The organism is Pseudomonas sp. AM4(2022), from assembly GCF_036346515.1.
GTDB lineage: Bacteria > Pseudomonadota > Gammaproteobacteria > Pseudomonadales > Pseudomonadaceae > Aquipseudomonas > Aquipseudomonas paracarnis.
In genome coordinates this window covers 270,696-294,505 of the sequence record NZ_JAOTNW010000001.1, presented here as the reverse complement: position 1 = coordinate 294,505, position 23,810 = coordinate 270,696, and the positions used below count along the sequence as shown (strand labels likewise).

General features: G+C 60.2%; 18 protein-coding genes. 3 read left to right on the top strand and 15 right to left on the bottom strand.

The window, feature by feature from the left end:
* Positions 1-53 precede the first annotated feature (53 nt).
* Positions 54-911 carry a LysR family transcriptional regulator gene (locus ODQ19_RS01265; RefSeq protein WP_116667205.1) on the top strand — a complete coding sequence of 286 codons (858 nt, stop codon included), beginning with the start codon at positions 54-56 and terminating at the stop codon, positions 909-911.
* On the opposite strand, the gene ODQ19_RS01260 is transcribed toward ODQ19_RS01265, so the two are convergent.
* The 15 genes from ODQ19_RS01260 to yaaA all read right to left on the bottom strand — a co-directional run bounded on the left by ODQ19_RS01260 (position 908) and on the right by yaaA (position 20,590).
* A complete protein-coding gene (locus ODQ19_RS01260; RefSeq protein WP_330209158.1) occupies positions 908-1,720 on the bottom strand; it encodes an SDR family oxidoreductase in 813 nt (270 codons plus the stop codon). The genes ODQ19_RS01265 and ODQ19_RS01260 overlap by 4 nt on opposite strands.
* A gap of 14 nt (positions 1,721-1,734) precedes the next feature.
* Complete coding sequence (locus ODQ19_RS01255) at positions 1,735-2,199, bottom strand: multidrug transporter (protein ID WP_330209157.1); 465 nt, start codon at positions 2,197-2,199, stop codon at positions 1,735-1,737.
* A 274-nt stretch (positions 2,200-2,473) separates the two neighbouring features.
* On the bottom strand, positions 2,474-3,925 hold the full coding sequence (locus ODQ19_RS01250; protein ID WP_330209156.1) for a mannose-1-phosphate guanylyltransferase/mannose-6-phosphate isomerase: 1,452 nt from the start codon (positions 3,923-3,925) through the stop codon (positions 2,474-2,476).
* A gap of 187 nt (positions 3,926-4,112) precedes the next feature.
* On the bottom strand, positions 4,113-4,769 hold the full coding sequence (locus ODQ19_RS01245) for an alginate O-acetyltransferase AlgF (RefSeq protein WP_116667209.1): 657 nt from the start codon (positions 4,767-4,769) through the stop codon (positions 4,113-4,115).
* A 16-nt stretch (positions 4,770-4,785) separates the two neighbouring features.
* Complete coding sequence (locus ODQ19_RS01240) at positions 4,786-5,958, bottom strand: alginate O-acetyltransferase (protein WP_330209155.1); 1,173 nt, start codon at positions 5,956-5,958, stop codon at positions 4,786-4,788.
* Between the two features lie 11 nt (positions 5,959-5,969).
* Positions 5,970-7,502, bottom strand: coding sequence for an MBOAT family O-acyltransferase (locus tag ODQ19_RS01235; protein WP_330209154.1), 1,533 nt, complete (start codon positions 7,500-7,502; stop codon positions 5,970-5,972).
* A gap of 190 nt (positions 7,503-7,692) precedes the next feature.
* Positions 7,693-8,802, bottom strand: a complete 1,110-nt coding sequence (locus tag ODQ19_RS01230) for a mannuronate-specific alginate lyase (RefSeq protein ID WP_330209153.1) — start codon at positions 8,800-8,802, stop codon at positions 7,693-7,695.
* 8 nt (positions 8,803-8,810) lie between these two features.
* Positions 8,811-10,259 (bottom strand): alginate O-acetyltransferase, encoded by a 1,449-nt coding sequence (locus ODQ19_RS01225; protein WP_330209152.1) that lies wholly within the window; start codon positions 10,257-10,259, stop codon positions 8,811-8,813.
* 11 nt (positions 10,260-10,270) lie between these two features.
* Complete coding sequence (gene algG, locus ODQ19_RS01220; RefSeq protein ID WP_032893489.1) at positions 10,271-11,839, bottom strand: mannuronan 5-epimerase AlgG; 1,569 nt, start codon at positions 11,837-11,839, stop codon at positions 10,271-10,273.
* The gene (locus tag ODQ19_RS01215) at positions 11,839-13,329 is read right to left on the bottom strand and encodes an alginate export family protein (protein WP_032893487.1); all 1,491 of its coding nucleotides are present in this window, start codon (positions 13,327-13,329) and stop codon (positions 11,839-11,841) included. Before ODQ19_RS01215 ends, algG begins: the two co-directional genes overlap by 1 nt.
* Positions 13,326-14,750 carry an alginate biosynthesis TPR repeat lipoprotein AlgK gene (gene algK, locus ODQ19_RS01210; RefSeq protein WP_442962717.1) on the bottom strand — a complete coding sequence of 475 codons (1,425 nt, stop codon included), beginning with the start codon at positions 14,748-14,750 and terminating at the stop codon, positions 13,326-13,328. Before algK ends, ODQ19_RS01215 begins: the two co-directional genes overlap by 4 nt.
* 89 nt (positions 14,751-14,839) lie before the next feature.
* Positions 14,840-16,006, bottom strand: a complete 1,167-nt coding sequence (locus tag ODQ19_RS01205; RefSeq protein WP_032893484.1) for an alginate biosynthesis protein Alg44 — start codon at positions 16,004-16,006, stop codon at positions 14,840-14,842.
* Positions 16,007-16,043: 37 nt separating this feature from the next.
* Positions 16,044-17,525 (bottom strand): mannuronan synthase, encoded by a 1,482-nt coding sequence (alg8, locus tag ODQ19_RS01200; protein WP_003188740.1) that lies wholly within the window; start codon positions 17,523-17,525, stop codon positions 16,044-16,046.
* A gap of 82 nt (positions 17,526-17,607) precedes the next feature.
* Positions 17,608-18,924, bottom strand: coding sequence for a nucleotide sugar dehydrogenase (locus ODQ19_RS01195; RefSeq protein WP_003188741.1), 1,317 nt, complete (start codon positions 18,922-18,924; stop codon positions 17,608-17,610).
* A gap of 886 nt (positions 18,925-19,810) precedes the next feature.
* Complete coding sequence (yaaA, locus tag ODQ19_RS01190; protein ID WP_330209150.1) at positions 19,811-20,590, bottom strand: peroxide stress protein YaaA; 780 nt, start codon at positions 20,588-20,590, stop codon at positions 19,811-19,813.
* A 243-nt stretch (positions 20,591-20,833) separates the two neighbouring features.
* On the opposite strand from yaaA, the gene ODQ19_RS01185 reads away from it, so the two are divergent.
* Complete coding sequence (locus ODQ19_RS01185; protein ID WP_330209149.1) at positions 20,834-21,958, top strand: polysaccharide deacetylase family protein; 1,125 nt, start codon at positions 20,834-20,836, stop codon at positions 21,956-21,958.
* A 340-nt stretch (positions 21,959-22,298) separates the two neighbouring features.
* Positions 22,299-23,693, top strand: coding sequence for a PhoH family protein (locus tag ODQ19_RS01180; RefSeq protein ID WP_005785025.1), 1,395 nt, complete (start codon positions 22,299-22,301; stop codon positions 23,691-23,693).
* The last annotated feature ends 117 nt before the right edge of the window (positions 23,694-23,810 follow it).

The window sequence follows — 23,810 nt, the reverse complement described above, 5'->3', positions numbered from 1 at the left end:
CCGGTTTGCCTGCTAGTTTGTCAAAAATATTTTGACAAAGGAGGGCGTCCACCATGGTCAGCCTGGACCGTTTTGACACTTTCAAGGCCGTGGTCGAGGCCGGCTCGCTCACCGCTGCCGCGGACCTGCTGGGCCAGACTCGCGCCGTGGTCAGCTTCAACCTCAAGCGCCTGGAGGCAGAACTCGGCGTCACTCTGCTGACCCGCAACACTCGTCAATTGGCGCTCACCGATGCCGGCGAACGCTTCTACCTGCGCTGCACGCGTATGCTCGAAGAGGCCCGTCTGGCGATAGAAGAAGCCCGTAGCGAACATGCCCAGCTCAAAGGCACCCTGCGCATCACCACCACCGTCGAATATGCCTTGGCCGTAGTTGCTCCGGCGGTAGAAGCCTTTCGACGCCTGCACCCGGACCTGAATATCCACTTATCCACCTCCTCCACCCACGCCGATCTGATCTCCGAGCGTTTTGACCTGGCGATTCGCCTTGGGCGCTTGATGGACTCCAATCACCGCGCCATGCAGTTGTCCACATTCGACGTGTTCGCCGTCGCGGCGCCGCAGTTTGCCGCAGTTCAAACCCTGGATGAGTTGGAGCAGCTGCCCAGGCTGGGCCACGGCCGCTTGACCGAACTGAGCGTGACCGACCCGGCAGGTCTCGAACACCCTTATCGAGCCGGCCCGTCTGCCTTGGTTGCGGACAGTGCGGCGGTCCTCCAAGCCTTTGCCGTGCGTGGCCACGGTGTGGCGGTTTTGCCGCAATGGCTGGTGCAGGAGGATCTTGACGCGGGACGCTTGGTGCGCCTATTGGCGGACCACCGCTTTGCCCCGCAAGGGGTTTACGCGATGTATCCGGACACGCGGCATTTGCCGCTGAAGGTGCGGGCGTTTATTGATTTCATGAAGGCTTAGAGCGTACCGCCCAAGCCAAAGCGCTTCCTCAACACCTTCTCCAGCAACCCCTTGGGCAATAGCGCCGCCATCAGCGGCAGCGCCCGGCTGCCGTTGCCCGAGCGCAACAGGCGCGGCGGTTGCACTTGCTGCACCGCCTTGAGCACGTCTGCAGCAAATTCATTGGCCGGGGTTGGCTTGTCCTGGGACGCTTGGCTGCGTGCACGAATGCCCTCGCGCAATGGCCACCATGGCGACTGTTCGTGGATCAGCAATTCGGCCTGGGCGCCGGCATTCTTGGCAAAGCTTGTATTGATCGCACCGGGCTGCACTTCCATCACGCGCACGCCAAACGGTGCCAGCTCCATGCGCAGGGCGTCGCTCAACGCATGCACAGCGGCTTTGGATGCGCAATAGGCGCCGGCGAACGGCGTCACCAACACCCCGGAAACGCTGCCGATATTCACCACCAGGCCCTTGCTGCGACGCAGGGCGGGAAACAGCGCCTGGGTCACGCCGACGATGGAAAACACATTGGTTTCGAATTGGCGCTGCATCGCTTCGGTACCGCCGTCGAGCAACGGGCCCATGGCGCCGTAGCCGGCGTTGTTGACCAGTACATCCAGCTCGCCCCACTGCTCGGACAAGCGTTGCAGGGCGGCGCTGTCGTTGACGTCCAGTTGTAGGGCATTAAAGCCTGCGGCGGTAAGCGCGGCGACGTCATCGGGTTGGCGGGCGCTGGCCCATACCTCGAAGCCTGCGCCTTTGAAGGCATCGGCGAGGGCGCGGCCGATGCCGCTGGAGCAACCGGTGATCAGTACGTTGGGCATGGGTCCATCCTTTGTCAGTCCGAGAAACTGCCTTGCAGGTGCTCGGCGCGAAATTCCAGGGTTTGTGGGCGATAGCCAGAGCGCAGCGGCGGGGTGGGCAGGCAGTCATCCCAGGTGGCGCCCGCCTGTAGCTCGCCGGGGCCGCGATAGCGTGGGGCGGCGTAGACGTTGTCGGCCAGGTTGACCGTATCGCCCGGTGCGTAGGCGGCCACGCGCCAGCGTAGTTCGGTGAGTGGTACGTCGTTGCCGTTGTTGAGGGTCAGTTTTAAAGGACGGTCGGCCGGGCATTCCTGCGGGGCGTAAGTAATGCGCAGCTCAAGGCGAGCCAATTGCGCGGCTTCGCGGTTGTCCAGCCATACCACCCAGACGGCGACGAAACCCAGGCCGACGGCAGCCGCCAGCGAAACCGGCAGCGCCTTGGCCGGGTAGCGCAGCAGCAGGATCAGCCAGGTGATGATCAGGAGAACGCCGAAGAACATGGAGGCCACCTCGAATAGGGAACGAGCATCCTAACTTAAGCGTAGGTGGGATTGGTTAGCTTGAGCATTGTGTTGGCCGCACGGGCGCCATCGCAGGCAAGCCAGCTCCCACCTTTGATCACATTCTAAAGTGGATACGCGGTTGAAGGTGGGAGCTGGCTTGCCTGCGATGAGGCCCGCACCGTCACTACAAATCCCCAATAAAAAGCCCCCACCCAACCCACTGCGGATAGGGGACGCAATGGGCTGGGCGAGGGCTTCTTGTACGACTGTTTTACTGCGCGATAGTTTTCACCGATACACCACGTTCAACCGGTGTCGAGCGCCCGTAGATATCTTCGAAGCGCTCGATATCGTCCTCGCCCAGGTAGCTGCCCGATTGCACTTCGATGATCTCCAGCGGGATCTTGCCCGGGTTGCGCAGGCGGTGCACCGAGGCGATCGGGATGTAGGTGGACTGGTTTTCGCAGAGCAGGAACACGTTCTCGTCACAGGTGACTTCGGCGGTGCCGCTGACCACGATCCAGTGTTCGGCGCGGTGGTGGTGCATCTGCAGCGACAGGCACGCGCCCGGCTTGACCGAGATGTGCTTGACCTGGAAGCGCCCGCCCATGTCCACCGAGTCGTAGGAACCCCACGGGCGATAGACCTCGCAGTGGTTCTGGGTTTCGCTGCGGCCCTGGTCATTGAGGGTCGAGACCATCTGCTTGACGCCCTGGACCTTGTCCTTGTGGGCAATCATCATCGCGTCTTTGGTTTCCACCACCACGATATTGTCCAGGCCGATCACCGAGACCAGCTTGCCGTTGCCGTGGATCATGCAGTTGCGGCTGTCCTGGATCACCACGTCGCCTTTGCTGACGTTGCCGTTGGCGTCTTTATCGTTCACCGCCCACAGCGAAGCCCAGCAGCCCACATCGCTCCAGCCGGCGGCCAATGGCACGACGCAGGCGCGCTGGGTTTTTTCCATCACGGCGTAGTCGATGGAGTTGTCCGGGCAGCAGGCGAAGGTGGCGTCGTCGAAGGTCACGGTGTCGGCGGTCTGCTCGCTGCGCTCCAGGGTCAGCACGCAGGTGTCGTAGATGTCCGGATCATGCTTTTTCAGCTCTTCGAGGAAGCGGCTGGCGCGGAACAGGAACATGCCGCTGTTCCAGAAGTAGCCACCGCTTTTGACGAACTCGACCGCACGTTTTTCATCGGGCTTTTCCACGAACTGCTGCACGCGGCTCACGCCTTCAGGCAGCAGCGAATCGTTGGTGGACTTGATGTAGCCATAACCGGTTTCCGGACGGGTCGCCGGTACGCCGAACAACACCATCTCGCCACGCTCGGCGGCTACCGTGGCCAGGGCCAGTGCGCGTTGCAGGGCTTTCTGGTCGTCGATCACGTGGTCGGCGGGCAGCACCAGCATCAGCTCGTCACGGCCTTCGTTGACCAGCATCATCGCGGTCAGGGCCACGGCCGGTGCGGTGTTGCGGCCAAAGGGCTCCATCAGGATGCGTTGGCATTCGAGCTTGCGGGCGCTCAGTTGCTCGTTGACGATGAAACGGTGGTCTTTGTTGCAGACCACGATGGGGGCGTCCATGCCTTCGAACACCAGGCGCTCCAGGGTTTGCTGGAACAAAGTGTGTTCGCCGGTCAGGGCCAGGAACTGCTTGGGGAACTGTTTACGGGAAAGCGGCCAAAGACGTGAGCCGCTACCACCGGAAAGGATTACTGGGATCATGGGTGTGTCTCCTTGAATCAGTTTGGGTCAGAGCTACGAAGGTTTGTCGTTTCACTCTTGTTTTTGTCTCGGTCCTGAGTTGTACCCCGGTCAGTGTGGGAGCTGGCTTGCCTGCGATGGCGCCTTCAAGACCGCCATCGCAGGCAAGCCAGCTCCCACAAGGGGGCGTGTCAACTCAGGGAAATAGTTATCGGGTCGACACTGGGCGTTTCACCCAGACTGGCGACAGGCTCGAACCGGAACCGGTGACGTACAGCACCGCCGCTTCACCGCGTTCCAACGCCACCGGCTTCACATCGCCGACTTTCTTGTCACCGTCATACAACGCCAGGCTTACTTTCACCGGGTTGATCTCACGCTCGCCACGACCCTTGGCAGCCACCGACTTGACCACGTCGGTCTTGCCGTCGGCGGTTTTCAGGGTCAGGGCCTTGTCGCTGAGGTTCTGCACGCGCACCAGGGATTTCTGCTTGTTCTTGAACGGCGGTTCTTCGATCAGTTGCGGCTGGCCGCTGCCGCTGTTGACCAGGGTGTAGTAGTGGTCGGCCGCGAGTTTGACCGGCACGGTCTGGCTGCCGACCTTGGCGCTGTAGTCACCGCCCGGCATGAAGCTGAAGTCGCTGCTGGCCAACGGTGCAACGTCGCTGAGGTTGGTGCTGCCGACGGTGGCGCTGACTTCCTGGTTGCTGGCGTTGTAGATGCGCACGAAGCTCGAACCCTTTGGCGCGGTTGGGCCGTAGAGGGCGGCGTCACCACCGGCAAAGGCGGACATCGATACGAAGCTCAGGCCGGCAGCGATGGCCAGGGTCTTGGCGAGACGACGAGGAGTTGTAGTGAAAGTCATGTGAGTTACCTCTCTTTCAGTTTTGCGCCCGGTCGGGCGTCTCGGATTTAGATGTATTGATTGCCATGTTCTGTTGGCGCGAACCGGCTTGTTTAAGCTGCGCAACCCACGCTGGGTCGGCATCACCGATTTCGTTATTCACGGGCAGATAGCGTTCGGGGAATTCCCAGATCAGCACCTGGGGCGGGCTGTTCTTGAAGTCGTCACTTTTGAGGTAGCTGAGCATCGGCAGGATCGGGCCGTGGCCGTCTTCGGCGTAGCTGACTACGTCGCTGTGCAAGGCTTGCTTGAGCGCACCCACGAAGTTCCAGTTGGGGTTGGCGCTGTAGCTGGTGCCCACCAGTGCCACCGGGGTTTCGCTATCGCTGAACAGCGCGTCATCACCTTTCTCTTCGGCCAGGTGGGTGACACGTTTTTCCAGCGGCTCTTTAGGCGGCATCAGGTTTTCGAACAGCGGGTCCAGGGGCAGGAATAAACGCAAGTCGCCTTTATGCGGCTCGGTTTTCTCAGCCTCGGTGACAAAGCGCTGCGGCTCGCCGCTCAGTGGGGTCTTGTCGGCAATCGCCTTGGCCAATTGCTTGGCGGCGACTTCGGCACCGTCCGGTGTCCAGTGAGTATCGGTGCGCAGGAACACTTGCTTGCCGGCGAGCTTGGCCTGTTGCAGCGGGCCGAGCAGATCTGGAGCAGGAATGTTGTCCGCCGCCACTCGGGCATGGAAGTCCTGGTACAGGTTGGCGTGCACGCTGGCCGGTTTCACTTCACCCAGATGCTCCGGATACAGGCGCACTTTGGCCGGCACGATCGCCATCACCAGTTGGATACCCTGGGCCTTGAGCTTCTGGCGTACGCCTTCGACCAGCGCGTAGTTGCCTTGCAGGTTCTGGTCTTCGTTGACGGCGGGGTTGAATTCCTCGTCGCTGTACAACCAGTTATCGCGGCCCAGCACCACGCCAGGGCGCCCTTCATTGAACAGCTTGTAGTCCAGCGCGGCCCACAGGTTGGTGCCCAGGCGCTTGATCGGGAACTCGTCGTCGTAGTGGGTCTCGACGGCTTTGGTCCAGCGACCGTTGAGCACGGTGGCATCGGCGTTGGTGCTGAAGCCAAAGAAGCTGCGCAGCGACCAGGCGCCGAGTGCCAGCAACAGCACCAGGAACAGGCTTATGTAGAGGACGCGTAATGAACGGGTCATGGTCGGCTCCCTCAGAATTGGAAGTAAAGGAACGGCGAGAAACTCTGCGCCGACAGTTTGAGAATCGACGCCACGAACAGCAGCAGCACCGCAGCGCGCATGGCGTAGCGTGGCCAGTCAGCCGTCCAGTAGGCCGGTTGCACGGCAGCGTCACGGCCCACGCTGAAACCGGGCTCGTAGATGCTGCCAGGGTTATCGCCGGGTACGGCCTTGATCAGGCTCGGGTCGGCTGGCTTGGCCTTGTCGGCAGGGCGGTTGGTGTAGAAGTCGCGCAGGCCGAAGAAGGCCAGGGTTGCGTAGGCCACTACCAACGTTGCCACTTGCAGGCCGGTAAGGTTGGCGCGGTTGAGTTCCGACAATGACCACTCGCTGAAGCTGAACATCGCACCATACATACGCCCGGCGACGTGCAGGTTTTCGGCGCGGAAGATCACCCAGCCCATCACCACCAGCAGGAAGGTGAAGGCCCAGCGCAGCACATTGAAACTGCGCGGCGCGGTGTTCAGACCGATGGCTTTTTCAATCGCCAGCCACATGCCGTGCCAGGCGCCCCACACGATGTAGGTGATGTTCGCACCATGCCACAGGCCACCGAGCAACATGGTCAGGAACAGGTTGCGGTAGGTGGTCAGGGTGCCTTTGCGGTTGCCGCCCAGGGTGATGTACAGGTAGTCACGCAGCCAGGTGGACAGGCTGATGTGCCAGCGCCGCCAGAACTCGGTGATCGACTGGCTGATGTAGGGCTGCTTGAAGTTTTCCATGAAGCGAAAACCCATCATCAAGCCCAAGCCAATGGCCATATCGCTGTAGCCGGAGAAGTCGAAGTACAGTTGCGCGGTGTAGGCCAGCGCGCCGAGCCAGGCATCGCCCGTGGTGGGGTTTTGCAGGGCGAAGCAATGGTCGGCCACCACCGCGAGGGTGTCAGCAATAAAGACCTTCTTGATGAAACCCTGCATGAACCGCGTGCAGCCCTCGGAGAATTTATCCAGGGTGTGGGTGCGGTTGTTGAACTGGTCGGCCAGGTCGCGAAAACGCAACACCGGGCCGGCAATCAAGTGCGGGAAGATCGCCACGAACGCCGCAAAGTCGATCAGGTTACGCGTTGCCGGCGTGTCACCACGGTACACGTCGATGATGTAGCTGATGGACTCGAAAATGTAGAACGAGATCCCGATCGGCAACAGCACGTGGGTGAGGATGAACGGCTCCAGGCCCGCCGACTTCATCATCACGTTGATGCTGTCGACGCCGAAGTTGGCGTACTTGAAGTAGCCGAGGATGCACAGGTCGACCGCCACGCCGAGCAACAGCCAGCGCTGCGCCGGCTTGGTGCGTACACCGGCGGCACCGACCTTGAGGCCGATCCAGTAGTTCCACAGCGTGACGGCCGCGAACAGCGCCAGGAAGTCCACTCGCCACCAGGCGTAGAACACGTAGCTGGCAATCAGCAGCAGCAGGTTGCGATAGCGTTGCCCGCTCAAATAGTACAAGCCGAGAAAGATCGGCAAGAACAGAAACAGGAACACATTGGACGAGAAAACCATCCCGATCTCTCCATGTTTAACCAACAGTCAAGGGCCAGAGCCCCCCCCAAACCCCCCCACGATTTCGGGGGAGGCTGTGATCGTTCCCACGCTCTGCGTGGGAATGCCTCTTGTGGCGCTCTGCGCCACGCTTTGGGACGCACAGCGTCCCGTGCTGCATTCCCACGCAGAGCGTGGGAACGATCAGCGACTAGCTGCCTTTGTTGCCTTTTTCATGCGCCGGGTCGTAGACCTTGGTCAGGTCACCGCCCAGGCGGAAGGTCTTGAACGGTTGCATGCCATGCTTGCGCTCGATCACCTCCGGGGCGCAGGTGTAGAGGGTGCAGAAGGGCTCAAGCCAGGCAAATTTCATGTCTTCCTTGAGGTCCTTCATGTCCTGCTCTTTGCCGTTCTTCTGCTCGAAGATGTCCGGGTCTTTCACCCCGGCCAGCACCTTGTCGCCCAGGCGCTTGAGCGCGCTGTTGTTTTCCTGGCGCAGGTCCACACCGTTGACCAGCGCAAAACTGGCGATCATCGACAGCGGCGGCAGGGCGTAGTTGTGGTACGACAGGGCGCGCTGCTGGCGCTTCAATTCGTTCGGCAGGAAACCCTGGTCATCGACCTGGTTCACGCCGACCTTGTATTCCTTCACCGCCCAATCAAACAGGTCGCGGCGGTTGGTAGCGATGGACGTTGCCATCACCGACCAAGCGGCCCAGTAGGAGTGGTTGTTGGTTTTTTCCAGGGGCAGGTTGTCCCAGTCGCTCACCACCTGGTCGGCCAGCTTGTTGAACCAGGCTTCGATTTGCTGGGCTTCCTGCGGGTGCTTGGCCAGTGGCTGCGACTCGGAGAACTTCAAGCGCACATAGGCCGAGGCCATGCTGCCCAATGCCCATTTGCGCATGGACTTGCCGGTGTGGTTGAAGTCCTTGGACATCAACGCATCGGCCTTTGCCCATGACACCAGCCAGTTGAGAGTGCATTCGAGCTGCTGCGGGCGGCCATCACGCATGAACTGCATCACGCGTTTGCTGGTGTCTTTTTCCAACTTGGTGATGTCAGCGGTGCTGTCGCGAAAGGCTTTTTCCGACTGCACATTCAGGGTCGAACGGGCCTTGTCGGAACCTTCGTACTTGCTGCGAAACTGCAACGGCCCGGTGTAGGGCGTTGGCATGCTGTCGCAATCATTCTTGAAGTCGCCGGTCTTGAACGCTTCGATCGGTGCGAAATAGCCCTGGGGCGGACGCAGTGGCGCCGCCGCATTGACGGAACCTGCGAACATGGCCAGGCCCAGCAGGCCAGGGAGCAATAACTTTTGCATAGGTAACCTCACTTTCCGAGTTGGGCGGTCTGCTGACCACCGCTTGGAAATACGTTGCGTGTGCAAATTTTCGCTTCAACCTTCTGCGCTGCAGCGCCCGCTTCGGGGCCCTGCACTTCCACAGCCAGCAAGTTCTGCGAGGCCCAGTCTTCATCGGTGCGCAGTTCAAAGGCGAAGCGCCCGTCTGTATCGGATGTTTCGGGTTTCTCGATCTTGATGTCCTCGTGGCGCCCGTTCATGTACCAGAGGGTGGCTTGCAAGGTTTTCACCGACGGATCGGCGAAGCGGATATCGACCTGATGGTTGGCGTTGCGCAGGTCTTTGTTGGCGCTGTTGACCATCAGTTCGTTTTTGCCGGGTTTGAGCGTGGTGCTGGCCGACATCTGCGCGGTCTTGCCTTCGCAGCCGTTGTCCAGCAGCGCCATCATCTGGCGGTAGATGGTTTCCTGGTCGAGACGGTACAGCGGCGAGAATTCCCAGATCAGGATCTTCGGTGGGGTCTTCTGGAACTCGTCGCTGCCCAGGTACTGCAACATCGAGCCTTCCAGGCCACCGCCGGGGAAGGCGACGTTGAGGATGTCGGCACCGATTTCTTCTTCGAGGAAACCGGCAAAGTTGTAGTTCTTGCCGCTATGGCTGGTACCCACCAGGGTGATCTGTGGGTTGCCCGAATCACTGAACAGGTCACCGTCACCGGCCTCGCCCTTGGGTTCGGTGGTGAACTGGTCCATGTACTGGATCGCATAGCTGGTGCCGCACAGTTGCCCGGCCATGTTGTGCAGGGTGCCGGTCTTGCCCATGCGGCCCGAGCGCTTGGTCTCGAACTCACGTTTGGGAATCTCGGCATATTCCGGCATCTGCTTGACCTTGGCCGCGACGATTTTCGCGGTGCGCTGGGCGCCGTATGGGGTCCAGTGCTGGTCGCCACGGAAGTAGAAATCGTGGGCCGGCAATTCATCCGGCAGTTGCTCGTTGGTCAGCGGCGATAGGTCTGGCACCACGTAGCCCATCTTGGCGAAACGACCGAGCATGGTCTTGTAGTTGGTCAGGGCCTTGTCGAAATCGTACTTGGCCTTTTCCTCTGGGTTGAGCTTGTTGCGGTTCACCAGGCCACGGGTCGGTTGGTACACCACCACCAGTTCCACGCCCTTGCTCTTGAACGCATCGTGCAGCTGCTGCATGCGCTTGTAGCCGGCCGGGGTGGTGTCGAATTCGGTGCGCAGGTCTTCCTGGGTACGGAACAGCCAGTCGCCCTGGGCTTGTACCAGGGTGGTGAAGTTCTGCTGGTAGCGCGTGGTGTAGTTTTTCGCGTCATGGGCGGCCGGGCACAGGCTGCAGCACGGTTCGGCGGTGAAGGTCGGGGCTTTCACTTCATCGGCGCGTACGCCCTGGCTGGCCGCGAGCAGGCCGAGGGTCAGACCCGAGAGGCTCAGCAGTTTGATCATGTATGGGTGCATAAGGGTCATCCTCAGTCCTGCAATTCGGTCTGGCGTTCGACGGGGTCGATCAGCACGGCTTTCTGCTGGCGCACCAGCAGGTCGAGAATTTCTTCCTGGCGGTCACCCAGGATGCCGGAGAAGCTGATGCCGCTGGATTTGGTCGGCGCCAGCATCGACACGCGATACAACTCGATACTCAACGGCGAGTCGATGGACAGCGGCCCGCTGCCGTTACCCGCCAGTTCACCGCCGACCACGATCAGCGACACCTTGGCATCGAACGGGTCGAGGGCGATGTCGCGGTCGGTGTCGGTCAAGTCCTTGATGTGGCCGTACACGCCGGTCAGGCCGTTGGCCATCGAGGTGTTTTCGTAGAGCTTGATGTTCACGCTGTTACGCACGCGGATACCGTGGCGACGGTTGCTGATTACCTTGTTGCCCCACAGCAGGTTGTCACCGCTCTCATAGAGGGTGATGCCGTCGGTGTGGTTGCGGTAGATCTCGTTGTCGGCGATCAGGTTGTTGACGCTGTTACGGTCGATCACCAGGCCCGACAGCTTGTTGTCATAGCTGCGGTTGTTGAAGATGAAGCTGTCGTTCACCTCCCGGGAAATGATGATGCCGTGCTTCTTCTTGGTGCCGTACACGGTGTTGTCCGCGATGATCAGGCCGTGGGAACGGTCGTGGGGGTCAATGCCGTAGACGATGTTGTCTTTGTAGGTATTGCCCTTGATCACAAAGCCTGTGGTCTCGTAGCAGTAGAAGCCGTACCACATGTCCGAGAACTCGGAGTCGATGATCCAGCCGGTCGGTTCAGGGCGCTTGAGCACCTTGGCCATGTTCGGCGTGTACTGGGAAATACTCACCCCGTACGACTTACTGTTGGCGTAGCCGAAGCTGGCCATCTTGGTCTTGGAGATATAGGTCTCGGTGCCGCCCCAGGCCAGCAGGAACGGGCGGAACTCTTTGGCCGACTTGAACAGCGCCGGGCCGTTGGCTTTTTCGTCCCAGCCGGTGACCTTGGTGTCACGCACGAACAGCTGGCCGTCGTTGATCAAAAACGAGCCGGCTTGCTGGGACAGGCGCAGTTCCTGGGTGTTTTTGTCGATGTCGAGGATGCCTTTACGGCCCACCACGATCGGCAACTTGGCCAGGAACACTCCCGGCGAGGTTTCGCTGAAGTACTGCTTGGGCACCTTGCCCAGCAGGTCCTTGAGGTTCATGTAACCGTCGTCGACGAAGATCGCCTGGGGAATGCCATGCTGGCGCACCACCCATTCGGCCATCTTGTTATCGCCGCCGATAAAGTCCTTGAGCGCGTCTTCCTGCATCATGCGGCGGATGCTGATTTTGCCCGCCTTGGTCTTGACGATCTTCTTTTCCATCGCCTGCGCGGTGTAGCCCGACAGGTCGGGCAGCGCCGGCTTGGCCATTTCCAGCGGCGCGGTGGGCGGGCTGGAAATGGTGTAGGTCTTGGCCTGTTGCAGTTCCTTGGCGATGGTCGGCGCCTTGGCCGCCGTATCGGCGAACGCTGTGGCGCTGGCCATCAGCATTGCCGCGACGAGTAGGCTTTGAGCATTCATGGCGCAGGCTCCCATCAGAATTTCCAGACCACGTCGACGAACGCGCGGTGCATGTAGGAGTCGACCTGGCTGCCATAGGCATCGCCGGGCTTGAACACGCCGGCACGCAAACGCACCAGCGCCGACGGCTCATCGATCGATTGGCTCAGCGCCGCAGGCAGCAAGCCTTTCTTGAAGTACTTGGTGACCACCAGGTCCATCTCTTGGCCGAGGTCTTTCTTGCCGTCTTCAAGGGGCAGGGAGGTGCTGGAGAGGATCGCGCCGGTGACGTCGTCGGTGTTGTTTTGCACCGCATCAATGCCATTGCTGCCCACCGGCTTGTTGCCGTCCACGCGCCAGAACTTGTGGTACACCAGGCTGGCGTCATAGTCCTCGCGCAGTTGCCAGGAACCGAACAGGCTCATGGACTGCATGTTGTTCATTTCGCCGCGAAACGCTTCACCGAAGCGATGCACGCGAGACTGGGTGCCGGTCCAGTTCGAACGGTTGCTTTGCAGGCCGTTCTGCTCGTATTCGGCACTGGCGCGCGAATAGGCCGCGCCGACTTGCCACTGCGGGTCGAGGCGCAGGCGCACGCCGATGTCGGTGGCCCAGCCGCTCAGGTCATCGCTGCGCTTGGCGCTGGTGGGGCGCGTGCCGTCGGCGTTCAAGGCGTTGACCTTGTCGCGGTCGCCGCGCATGCCGGTGATGCTGGCCCAGTAGTTGACCGTGTTGGTGTTGCGCCAGTTATAGGCATCGCTGTTGGCTTCGATGCCCAGCCAGGTCAGGTCGCCGTTTTCGCGCTTGTCCAACGGGTCGCTGGCGACACCCGGTTCGGCGTAGTCGAGCTTGCCGTCGTCATGGGTGTGGTGGCCGCGCACGCCGATCCACTGGCCCGGCGTCCACTGGTAGGCAGCGTCGGCGTAGAAGTGCTGGCGGTCTTTGTCGACCGGCGACAATTCCTTGAGGTCGGTGCGGTATTCGCTGAAACGTTCGGCAGCGCCGACATTGGCCTTGAGCAAGGTGGTGTCGAAGGTCCAGTTCAGCGCTTCGATGTTGGTGTCGCGCCATTGGCCGTCGTCATTGCGCAGGCGCTGGCGGCCGAACTTGAGGATCTCGCCGGGGTAGGGCGTGAAGCCGCTGTAGCCGACCCAGAACTCACGCAGGGCCAGATAGTTTTTCTTGGCCTTGCGGTCGTCGTTGCTCGACTGCTGCTCGGTGGTGTCATCGGCCGACTGTTGCAGGGTGTCGGTCTCGATGATGTCGCTGGACACCACCGCCTGGCCCATGGCGTAGGCACTCCACGCGCCGCTTTCGCCGTAGATCCAAGGGCGCAGGTCGAGGCCGATGCCGTTGACGTCGCCGCCTTTCTGGGTGCCGAGGTCGCGGTCATCTTCAGACTGCGCGGTGGCTTTGACTTCCAGGCCGAAGTTCTTGGCTTCGGTGAGCGCGGCCAGGGTCGGGCACGACCACAGCAGGGCGAAGGACAGGCCGATACCGGCCTTGACGAATGGGTTGAGCTTCATAGGGATTCCTCGCCGTCTTCTTCTTGCAGGGCGTGCAGTTGCAGCGTGCTTTGGGCCAGGGTGCCGCGGGCGGCCAGTTCCTGTTGCACCAGGCGTTGGCCTTCGGCGCGTTGCGCAGGCGTCAACGGCGCTTCGAGCTGGGTGGCCAGGTCGTTGGCCTCTGGCGTGTCCTGCGCCTTGGCCAACTGGCTGAAGACATAGGCGTTCAACGGGTCGGGCTTGGTGCCCTTGCCTTGGGAAAACAGTTGGGCGATGGCGAAGTCGGCGCTGTTCTGGCCGTTGCGCGCTGCGGTCAGCAGGTGGTCCAGGGCTTTTTGCGGGTAAACCTTGCCCAGGTAGCCACGGCGGTAGATCTGGCCGAGGTAGTAATCGGCGGCCACTTCACGGCCCACGGCTTTCTCGAAATGCGCCTCGGCAGCCTTGGCATCGGCCGGCACCCACTTGCCTTCGTAGTAGAGCTTGCCCAGCAGCAATTCGGCGCGTGGCTGGTCGGCGGCGCGGCCGTTGTCGAGGTACTTCATCATCTGGTCGACGTCGCCCAGTTCGGGAAAGTCGTAGAGCAGTTGCGCCAGGCTGACCCAGGACGCCGGGTAGCCGGGGGCGATTTTTTCAAGCAAAGCCTGGGCGGTTTTTTCGTCCGGGGTGCCGAGGGTGGCATCGCCGAGTACGCGGGCGACGCTGTCGACGCGCTGGGCGGTGACGGTGCCACGGCTGTAGCCGGCTTCCATTTGCTTGAGCAGTTCGGCCTGTTGTTCCGGCTGCTGTTTTTTCTGATAGACCGTGGCCAGCTCGACGTAGCAGATATCGGTGGTGTTCAGCGCGGCTTTGCAGATGCGCTCCACATCATCCAGGTGCTGATCGTAGGTACCCTGGGTGCGATACAGCAGCACCTGGGCCAGGCCGGCCTCCGGGTAACCCGCCGCCTGCCATTGGCTGATCTGCTGTTGGGCATTCACATTGGGGAAGCTGTGCGGGTATTGCAGGTACAGCATTGCCAGCGGGATCAAGGTATTGCCTTCGCCATTGGCAAAGGCTTTTTTCAGCAACGTTTCGGCTTCGTGGTGTTCGGCTTCGCTGGCGCCGGGCTTGGCCGCCAGCAGGCGACCCAGGCGTGCCTGGGCGCGTGGCGAGGTGTCCGCCGCTGCACGGTAAGTGGCTTCGGCCTGCTGGATCTGCGCCGGATCGCGGGTGCCGACCTGGATATCGGCCAGGCCCACCTGGGCCTCGCTGTAGCCCAGTTCCGCCAGTTGCTGGTAATTCTGCTGCGCGGTGACGGTGTCGCCGCGCTTGAGGGCTTCGTTGGCCAGGCGCTGGTCGGGCAGGCCGGCGCAACCGGCCAACGAGATTGCCAGTGCCAATGTGCACACAGAACCAATGTGGGAGCGGGCTTGCTCGCGAAGAGGCCCTGTCAGTTGATGCATGTGTTGGCTGACACACTGCTTTCGCGAGCAAGCCCGCTCCCACAGGGATTGTGGTGTTTTTGAGAGAGTCATCACAGGCATGTCCTCGCTTACAGACCGTGAGCCATGGCTTTGTCGATCAGCCAGTTCAGCGATGGGCCACGGTCGCTGGTGACTTCCACCGGGCGGCCGGCGTAGGTGCTGTCCAGCGGTGCGTCGGGCTTGATTTGCACACGGATGTCGGAGGACAGGTCGGCGCTGTTCAGGCTGGTGCTGCTGACGATGGTGCCGGTGCGCACTTGTTCTTCGTCGGCGACCTGGAAGTTCACCTGCGTACCTGGGCGCACATCACCAAACTGGCGATAGCTGAAGCGCGCTTCCACATTGGCCTGGCTGCCGCGTGGCACCAGTTGGAAGATCACATCACCTTTGCTGGCGTACTGGCCGTCGGCGACCAATTGCTGGGCTACCACGCAATCGCAGGGCGACGTCAGGGTGCCGGTCATTTGCTTGCCGAACAGCTCTTCAACCTTGGCCGGTTGCAACTGGTCTTCGTCCAGGTGGCCCTTGAGCACATCGAGCATGCTGGTGCTGAAGGTCGCCAGGGGCGCGCCTTTGGCCGCTACCGAGTCACCTTTGAGCAGGCTTTGCACGGTGCCGTCACGGGGCATGGTCACGTTCATGCCCGGTACGCTGACAAGGCCGGCCTGGGCGTGGCTGACGAAGTACATGCCGTAGAGCGACTTGACCACAAAACCGAAGGCCGCCAGGCCCACCAAAAAGATCGCCAGGCTGAAGGTCACGGCGCGCAGGCGACCGAACGCGGTCATGCCGCTGCCGCCATCCTTGACCTTGCGTGCCTTGGTGAAGTTGTCGCGTTGCAGGGTCGCGAGTACGTCGCCCATAGTCACGATGTCGCCAGACAGGTGCGAGGTGATCAGGTGGCGCAGGGTGGAAATATCCTGGGCATCGAGGTTCTGGAACTGGCAACCGGTGCGGCCGGTCTGGCGGTCGTAGGAGCGAATCTGCAGCTCCACGTCCATGGCCAGGCCGAGGTTGTCGATCACGAACTGCAGGCGGCCTTTGTGCACTTGGCCGATGGTGAGCGGCTGGGTGGCGGTGAAGGCCAGGCCGCCGGCGGACAGGTCGATAACCTTTGCTTCGGTCGGCGTGCGGTCGCTGTTGAAGAAGCGCAGCTTGGCCGGGATTTTCACCCGGGCGTGTTGGCGCTGGGCTTCGGATTCGTGGACAACGTTGGCGTTTACTTGGCTGTTCATAGTATTCGATTTCCTAGTTAATTCAGGCTTGGCAGGGTCAGACCATCATCAGCAACACGGCAACGAAGATGCTGCCGGCGGAGAAGGTCATGGTCCGAGACGACCAGGTGTTGAACCAACGTTGAAAGCTGGCCAAATCGCGGGTCAGTTTGGTGTCCTGGCGGGTCCAGGACTGTTGATCAAGGCGGAAGAACACGTAGATCTTCACCAACGCGCCCATGATCTGGTTGTAATAGAGAATCAGCGGGTAGGCCGGGCCGATCTTGTGGCCGGAGCACGACAACAGCAGGGTGAGGATCAGGCGGGTAATGCCGATCCACAGCAGGTAGGCGAGGATGAACGCGCCGCCGTACTTGAAGGTGGCGATCATGGCCACGGTCAGGCCGAGCAGGGAGGTCCACATCGACACGCGCTGGTCGAACAGCACCACGCTAGTGAACAAGCCGAGGCGACGCACGCCCAGGCCCAGGGCACGGGAGTTCTGGCGCAGGTTGTTGCCGTACCAGCGGAACATCAGCTTGCGGCTGGCTTTGATAAAGCTCTTTTCCGGCGGGTGCTCCACGGTGTTGATCGCGGCGTCCGGCACGTAGAAAGTGTCGTAGCCCAGACGCATCAGGCTGAACCAGCTGGACTTGTCATCCCCGGTGAGGAACTTGAAGCGGCCCAGGCGCCAGTGTTGCAGCGAGTCGCTTTCCACGTCGGCGATAAAGCCCGGGTCAGTCACTACGCTGGCGCGGAACACCGACATGCGCCCGGTCATGGTGAGCACGCGCTTGGACAGAGCCATGGAGCACATGTTGATGTGGCGTTGGGCGAAGCGCAGCTTGTGCCATTCGCTCATGATGTAGCCGCCGCGCACTTCGCAGAATTCGTTGGTGGTCAGGCCACCGACATTGCCGAACAGTTGGAACCACGGCACGGTCTTGCGCACTACGCCTTCGGCCAGCACGGTGTCGCCATCGATCACGGCAACCACGGCGCGGTCGTCCGGCAAGTGGCGGGAGATGGCACGGAAACCGAACGCCAGGCCGTCACGCTTGCCAGTACCGGCGATACGCACGAAGTCGAGCTTGACGTGAGCCGGCGGGTTGAGCTTTTCCCAGAGGCTCTTGACCAGCAGCTCATCGGACATTTCCACCAGCGAGCAGACCACGGTGGTGGGGAAGCCGCAGTCGATGGCTTCGCGAATCACCGAGCTGTAGACCTGGGCGGTGGTCAGCGCGTCGATACGAAAACTGGTGACCATCAGGAACACATGGGACGGGTCGGCGGCCTTGCCCAGCTTGCGCACTTTGCGGCGCAGGTGCGGGTACACCACGTACAGGAACAGCATGCCGCGAAAGAAATGCGTCGCGCCCATCGAGTAGCGCCAGATACCCACGGCACCAATCAGGAAAATAAAATTCTTCGATTGCGAATCGAAGGTGCTCGCCGGCAACAGCAGGGCGAGCCCCATCAGCAGGCTGAGAAAGAACAGCCAGCCGGCGGATTGCAGAAATACATGTTTTAACTTGGACATAAGCGTCATCCGCAAGGTGAGGAGGCTTCAGGCTGCAAGCGCTGGGGGTAAGCCACTGGCAGCCTGAAACTTGCCGTTGCTGTTACCAGCAAATACCTTCGGTACGGCCACTCACGCTGGTGGCCTTGGACATGAAGCCCACCAGGTCGACCACTTGCTTGCCTTCCGGAGCGTTATGCGCCAGGGCACGGAACTTCTCGTCACGGTTACCGAGGATGATCACGTCGGAGTTGTTGATCACATCATCGAAATCCGAGTTGAGCAGGGACGACACGTGAGGGATCTTGCCTTCGATGTAGTCCTTGTTCGCGCCGTGTACACGGGCGTACTCGACGTTGCTGTCGTAGATGCTCAGGTCGTAACCCTTGCCGATCAGCATTTCTGCCAGCTCTACCAGCGGGCTTTCGCGCAGGTCGTCGGTGCCGGCCTTGAAGCTCAGGCCCAGTAGCGCAACTTTGCGCTTGTCGTGGCTGGACACGATGTCGAAGGCGTTCTGTACCTGGGACTCGTTGCTGCGCATCAGCGAGTTGAGCAGCGGTGCTTCCACGTCCAGGGAACCGGCGCGGTAGGTGAGGGCACGCACGTCTTTGGGTAGGCACGAACCGCCGAAAGCGAAGCCTGGGCGCATGTAGTACTGGGACAGGTTGAGGGTCTTGTCCTGGCAGACCACTTCCATCACTTCACGACCATCGACGCCGACGGCCTTGGCGATGTTGCCGATCTCGTTGGCGAAGGTGACTTTGGTGGCGTGCCACACGTTGCAGGTGTACTTGATCATTTCGGCGACGGCGATGTCTTTGCGGATGATCGGCGCATCTAGCTCTTCGTACAGCGACTGCAGGACGTCGCCGGAGGCGGTGTCGAACTCACCGATGACGGTCATCGGCGGCAGGTCGTAGTCGGCGATGGCGGTGGATTCACGCAGGAACTCCGGGTTGACCGCAACGCCGAAATCCACACCGGCTTTCTTGCCGGAGCAGTCTTCCAGGATCGGGATTACCACGTTGGCCACAGTGCCTGGCAGTACGGTGCTGCGCACCACGATGGTGTGGCGAGTGGTCTTGTCGCGCAGCACAAAACCGATCTCACGGCATACCGATTCGATGTAGTTGAGCTCCAAGTCGCCGTTTTTCTTGCTCGGCGTACCGACGCAAATCATCGACAAGTCGGTGTCGCGGATGGCTTCGGCGAAGTTGGTGGTACCGCGCAGTCGACCGGTTGCGATGCCCTGGCTCAACAGTTCGCCCAGACCCGGTTCAACGATAGGGGATTTACCCGCATTGATCAGGTCGATCTTTTCCTTGGAGATGTCTACGCCGACCACTTCATGGCCACGGGCAGACAGGCAACCGGCACACACGGCGCCAACGTAACCCAAACCAAATATGCTGATGCGCATCGCAATTACCTCTATGTTTAAATCATGCCATTAGATGGCCGGAGTTCATGTTTGCAAGCGTCACTGATGCCGCGAAAGTTGGGCGAATAGACGCCGACTTACCGCGTGCAGGCATGTTAAATAGCGAGTGACTAACTATTGCACTCAAGTTGTGCGCAACGTGGCCTTGTTATTGGGGCTTGCCCTGAAATGCAGCCGGTTTTCCATGGCGGAAGGGTCCGGCGCCAGTGCCGCAGGGCTTTGATAAAGGCGATAAGCCTTTTAATATCAATGCCTTGGGTGTTAACACTGGCTCATTTAGGTCAGCGCTGCCTTGGCCTTTAGGGGTTGGCAATGAGTCCTTATCGCCGCCCTCAACTCAATCAGTTGATAATATGACCTTCGAGCCAAAGTGCTTTATGACAACTTGGCTACTTCCATTGGTCGGTATGTAAGTCATCTCTTACGTAAACAGAGAATTTCGTTACCGGTGGTATGAGCGGTGCTTCAGGACGAAGTTCCTGGCCGCTCATCCCCTTTCCGGAAATTTTTTGAAATATTAGAAAAGATGGCACTGGTACTATATTGATAGCACTTGCTATTTAGGCCAGTAGTTATGGGGAGTTGGTGCGAGAGGATAGTTTTGTGCCACTACTGTTAAAAAAAAGTGGTGCCACTACGAAAAAAACCGACGAGTGTCGAGTGAATAAATTGTTAGGGATGTGTCTGAATATTTTTTGACGCCAAATAAATGACGTATCTCCGCCTGAAATGCGAACAAAATGTGGGAGCGGGCTTGCTCGCGAAAGCGGTGTTTCAGTCATACATGTATCGACTGGCACCCTGCTTTCGCGAGCAAGCCCGCTCCCACAGTTGGATCTCATTGTCTAAAACAGGGGGCAAGGCCTTATTCCGGTGCGTGATCGCGCAAAAACACCAGGTTATCCGGCTTGGACTGCTCCGCATTGAAGCGGTAACCCTGCACATCGAACTGCTTGAGCTGCGCCGGGTTGTTGATGCGTTCTTCAATCACAAACCGGCTCATCATGCCCCGGGCTTTTTTCGCGTAGAAGCTGATGATCTTGTATTGGCCGTTCTTCAGGTCCTTGAACTCGGTGTTGATAATCCGTGCCTTCAAGGCCGTGCGCTTGACCGCCGAAAAATACTCATTGGACGCCAGGTTGAGCAGCACATCGTCGCCTTGCTCGGCCAGTGCCTCATTCAACCACTCGCTGATGCGCGTGCCCCAGAAGGCATAGAGGTCCTTGCCACGGGCATTGGCCAGCTTGGTACCCATCTCCAGGCGGTACGGCATCATCAAATCCAACGGGCGCAGCAGGCCGTAGAGGCCCGAGAGCATGCGCAGGTGGTCCTGGGCATAGCTGAAATCGGCATCGCTGAAGGTCTCGGCATTCAGGCCGGTATACACGTCGCCCTTGAACGCCAGCAGCGCCTGCTTGGCGTTGGCCGGAGTGAAGGCGGGCGTCCAGCTGCCGAAACGCGCGGCGTTGAGGCCACCGATCTTGTCGGAGACGTGCATCAGTTCACTGATTTGCGCCGGGCTCAGTTCGCGCAGTTGCTCGATCAGTTCCTGTGAGTGGTCCAGGTACTGCGGCTGGGTGAAGCGCGCAGTGACCGGCTTGGACTCGAAGTCGAGGGTTTTGGCGGGGGAAATCACCATCAGCATGAAGTTGGCTCCTGGAATCGTGGGGGGATTCTAGGGGGTTGGAGCGTTCGACTCCACCTATCAAGCCGATAGGCCCCGGTTTTTGCGTAGGAGCGAGCTTGCTCGCGAAAGTCGTCAACGAGAATGCTGGCAGACTGAATAAACGCGGTGCCCAGACGTTTTTCGCGAGCAAGCTCGCTCCTACACAAAAAGGGCGGGCCAGTCCGCTATGATGGGCGGTAACTCTGCAGAGGGAGACCCCGTGTGCGATTAGCGCTTTTATTGTCCGCTTGCCTGCTGTGCCTGAATGCCCAGGCCGCGCCGGTGGATGTCGCCAGCCTGGATCGTAGTACCTGGCCGGAAAAACTCGCCAGCCCGGCGCTGTTCGATGTGGCTTCGCGTGGGGAGATCCTGATGTTTGCCCATGGCCTGCTCGCCAGCGAAGCCCTGGACGACGTCGCGCTCAAGCAGCGCTTGGGGTTGAAGATCATCAACCTGGCTGCTATCGACGACCTGCGTCGCCAGCTCTGGCAACGGCTGTTGGAGAACTACACATTCGCCCAGCAGAGCTGCGAAGAAGACGCCTCGTTCTGCTACCTGGTGGAAAACATGGACGACCTGCGTGAGCAGGCCGGCAAGTTCGAGGTCAGTGACAACTCTTTCTATATAGGCTGGGCCGCGCCCAGCCGGCATTTCCATGAACGCTATCTGGACGAGCTGCTGCGCAAGGCCGCGCTGTTTCCGCAGATCAGCAGTGAAGTGGCGCGCTTTGGCGATCATGAGCGCAATGGCGACGAGCTCAACGACCGCCTGTTCTTGCTGACCTTCGACGCAGGCCCGGCGCCGGTTGGCGGCAATACCGACTGGCTCACCGATTACCTGCGCAAACAGAAGATGAACGCCACGTTCTTCGTCCTTGGCAGCAGCCTGCAAACCCGCGTGGAGCGCAGTTCTGGCGCGGATGTGCAGGCGCTCTACCAGGGCCAATGCGTGGGCACCCAGGGTTGGCAGTATCGCTCCCATAGCCATTGGGTCGAGTGGCAAGGCTCTATCACCCGCAGCGCTTCGCTGGTGCAGCATTTGCTGCCGGAAAATTATGTGCCGCTGTTCCGCCCGCCGTATGGGCAACGCCGTGCGGACAGCCAGGGCTTCTTCCAGCAACAGGGCTTGCAAGTGGCGTTATGGGACATCGATTCCCAGGACGAGCCGGGCAAGCTCAAGGCTGATGAGTCGGCGCAACGGGTGCTGACGTTGATGCTGCTGTGGCGCAAAGGCGTGATCGTGTTTCACGACACCCAGGACAAGGCGCGGGTGGCATTGCCGATGGTATTGCAGGCAACGACGCAGAGTGGCTTGGGTTGGCAAGAGTGTCGCGAGGCATTTCGATGAAGTGCCCGGCTTTGCTGGCGATGGGGTGTTTTCGGGGTGATTTGCTGCGACATTTCGATGCAGGCGGACTTCCGACTTTAACGGGGTACATGGCACTCGGCTAGTGCTATTCGTCATCCTGAAAAATAAACTTCAAAAAAACGTCAAAGTGCTTTTTCCTGTCATGGGTTTTGCGGTATTACGAAGTCAGATCGCCGAAACCTGCAGCACAGGTGGCGTCTTCCAAGACTCCTCATGTGGGCACTGCACTTGACCTTACTCAAGGTGCAATCGGTGGTCGAATCGAGGCGCAGCACCGCCCAGGTATTGCGTCGAATGGCTCCCACAAAGGTGACCGAGTATGGATGATCATGGACGTAACCCTTCTTCCGACCAGCCAATCCTTTATGTGCTTGATACCAACGTATTGATCCACGATCCAAACGCACTGCTTAACTTCGAAGAACACCACGTCGCCATCCCGATGATCGTGCTTGAGGAGCTCGACAAACTCAAAAGCGGCCATCACAGCGTTGCCGCCGAATGCCGCCAGGCCATCCGTCTGATCGACAAGACATTGGGCGAAGCCTCGCCCGAGGACGTTGAGGTTGGCGTGCCCATCCAGCGTGGCAAGAGCGGGCCCAAGGGCTTGCTGTCGATCCTGATGAGCAAGCGCAGCGAGCCCAACAGCCTGCTGCCGGAAAACCTGAACGACAACAAAATCATCAACCAATTGATCGACCTGCACGCCCGCGACAAGGACCTGCGCGTGGTGCTGGTGACCAAAGACATCAATATGCGCCTCAAGGCACGAGCGTGTGGGATCGCTGCCGAGGACTACAGCACCGACCAACTGGTCGACGACGTGTCGATGCTCTCGCGTGGTTATCACATGATGACCGGCTCGTTCTGGGACCGTGTCAGCAAGGTCGAAACCCGTCAGGACCACGGCCGCACCTGGCATCAGGTACAGCTGATCGACAACCTGCCGGCCGTGCATATCAATGAGTTCATTGTCGATGAACAGGGCTTCGTGGGCTGGATCAAAGAGATCCAGGTCGACAAGTTGCTGATCCTCGACCTGCATCAGGAACCCCTGTTGCACCAGGAAGCCTGGGGCCTGAAACCGCGTGATATCTACCAGAGCCTGGCGCTTTATGCGCTGCTCGACCCGGACATCCATCTGGTCAACCTGACCGGCGCCGCGGGTTCGGGCAAAACCATCCTGGCCCTGGCCGCCGCCATCGAACAGACCATGGTGACCAAACGCTATCGCCGCATCATCGCCACCCGCAGCGTGCAGGGCCTGGACCAGGAGATCGGCTTTCTGCCCGGCACCGAAGCGGAAAAAATGGAGCCGTGGCTGGGGGCGATTACCGACAACCTCGAAGCCTTGCACATGGATGACGAAAACACCCATGGCAGCGTCGACTACATCCTCAGCAAAGTGCCGTTGCAGTTCAAATCCCTCAACTACATCCGAGGTCGCAGCTTCCAGCAAAGCCTGATTCTGATCGATGAATGCCAGAACCTTACGCCGCACCAGATGAAAACCATCATCACCCGTGCCGGCGCCGGTTCCAAAGTGGTGTGCCTGGGCAACCTGGCGCAGATCGATACCCCTTACCTGTCCGCGACCAGCTCCGGGCTGACCTACCTGACGGAACGCTTCAAAGACTTCCCGAACGGCGTGCACATTGCGCTGCAAGGGGTACCGCGTTCGATTCTGGCTGAATACGCCGAGTCCCATCTGTAACTACATTGAACCTGCTACGAAAAGCCCCGGATTTTTCACGAAGTCCGGGGTTTTTGTTCTGTGCGACATTTGCCTGCGTTAACGCGTCCTGGGTGCTTGTGGTTTCTGTAATTATTT

Bases quoted from the DNA above. Each gene is read 5' to 3' on its own strand.
- ODQ19_RS01245 (WP_116667209.1), bottom strand. From the start codon at position 4,769: ATGACTTTCACTACAACTCCTCGTCGTCTCGCCAAGACCCTGGCCATC.
- algK (WP_442962717.1), bottom strand. From the start codon at position 14,750: ATGCATCAACTGACAGGGCCTCTTCGCGAGCAAGCCCGCTCCCACATT.
- ODQ19_RS01250 (WP_330209156.1), bottom strand. From the start codon at position 3,925: ATGATCCCAGTAATCCTTTCCGGTGGTAGCGGCTCACGTCTTTGGCCG.
- ODQ19_RS01240 (WP_330209155.1), bottom strand. From the start codon at position 5,958: ATGACCCGTTCATTACGCGTCCTCTACATAAGCCTGTTCCTGGTGCTG.
- ODQ19_RS01255 (WP_330209157.1), bottom strand. From the start codon at position 2,199: ATGTTCTTCGGCGTTCTCCTGATCATCACCTGGCTGATCCTGCTGCTG.
- ODQ19_RS01215 (WP_032893487.1), bottom strand. From the start codon at position 13,329: ATGAAGCTCAACCCATTCGTCAAGGCCGGTATCGGCCTGTCCTTCGCC.
- ODQ19_RS01195 (WP_003188741.1), bottom strand. From the start codon at position 18,924: ATGCGCATCAGCATATTTGGTTTGGGTTACGTTGGCGCCGTGTGTGCC.
- algG (WP_032893489.1), bottom strand. From the start codon at position 11,839: ATGGGAGCCTGCGCCATGAATGCTCAAAGCCTACTCGTCGCGGCAATG.
- ODQ19_RS01205 (WP_032893484.1), bottom strand. From the start codon at position 16,006: ATGAACAGCCAAGTAAACGCCAACGTTGTCCACGAATCCGAAGCCCAG.
- yaaA (WP_330209150.1), bottom strand. From the start codon at position 20,590: ATGCTGATGGTGATTTCCCCCGCCAAAACCCTCGACTTCGAGTCCAAG.
- ODQ19_RS01265 (WP_116667205.1), top strand. From the start codon at position 54: ATGGTCAGCCTGGACCGTTTTGACACTTTCAAGGCCGTGGTCGAGGCC.
- ODQ19_RS01230 (WP_330209153.1), bottom strand. From the start codon at position 8,802: ATGCAAAAGTTATTGCTCCCTGGCCTGCTGGGCCTGGCCATGTTCGCA.
- ODQ19_RS01260 (WP_330209158.1), bottom strand. From the start codon at position 1,720: ATGCCCAACGTACTGATCACCGGTTGCTCCAGCGGCATCGGCCGCGCC.
- ODQ19_RS01235 (WP_330209154.1), bottom strand. From the start codon at position 7,502: ATGGTTTTCTCGTCCAATGTGTTCCTGTTTCTGTTCTTGCCGATCTTT.
- ODQ19_RS01180 (WP_005785025.1), top strand. From the start codon at position 22,299: ATGGATGATCATGGACGTAACCCTTCTTCCGACCAGCCAATCCTTTAT.
- alg8 (WP_003188740.1), bottom strand. From the start codon at position 17,525: ATGTCCAAGTTAAAACATGTATTTCTGCAATCCGCCGGCTGGCTGTTC.
- ODQ19_RS01225 (WP_330209152.1), bottom strand. From the start codon at position 10,259: ATGCACCCATACATGATCAAACTGCTGAGCCTCTCGGGTCTGACCCTC.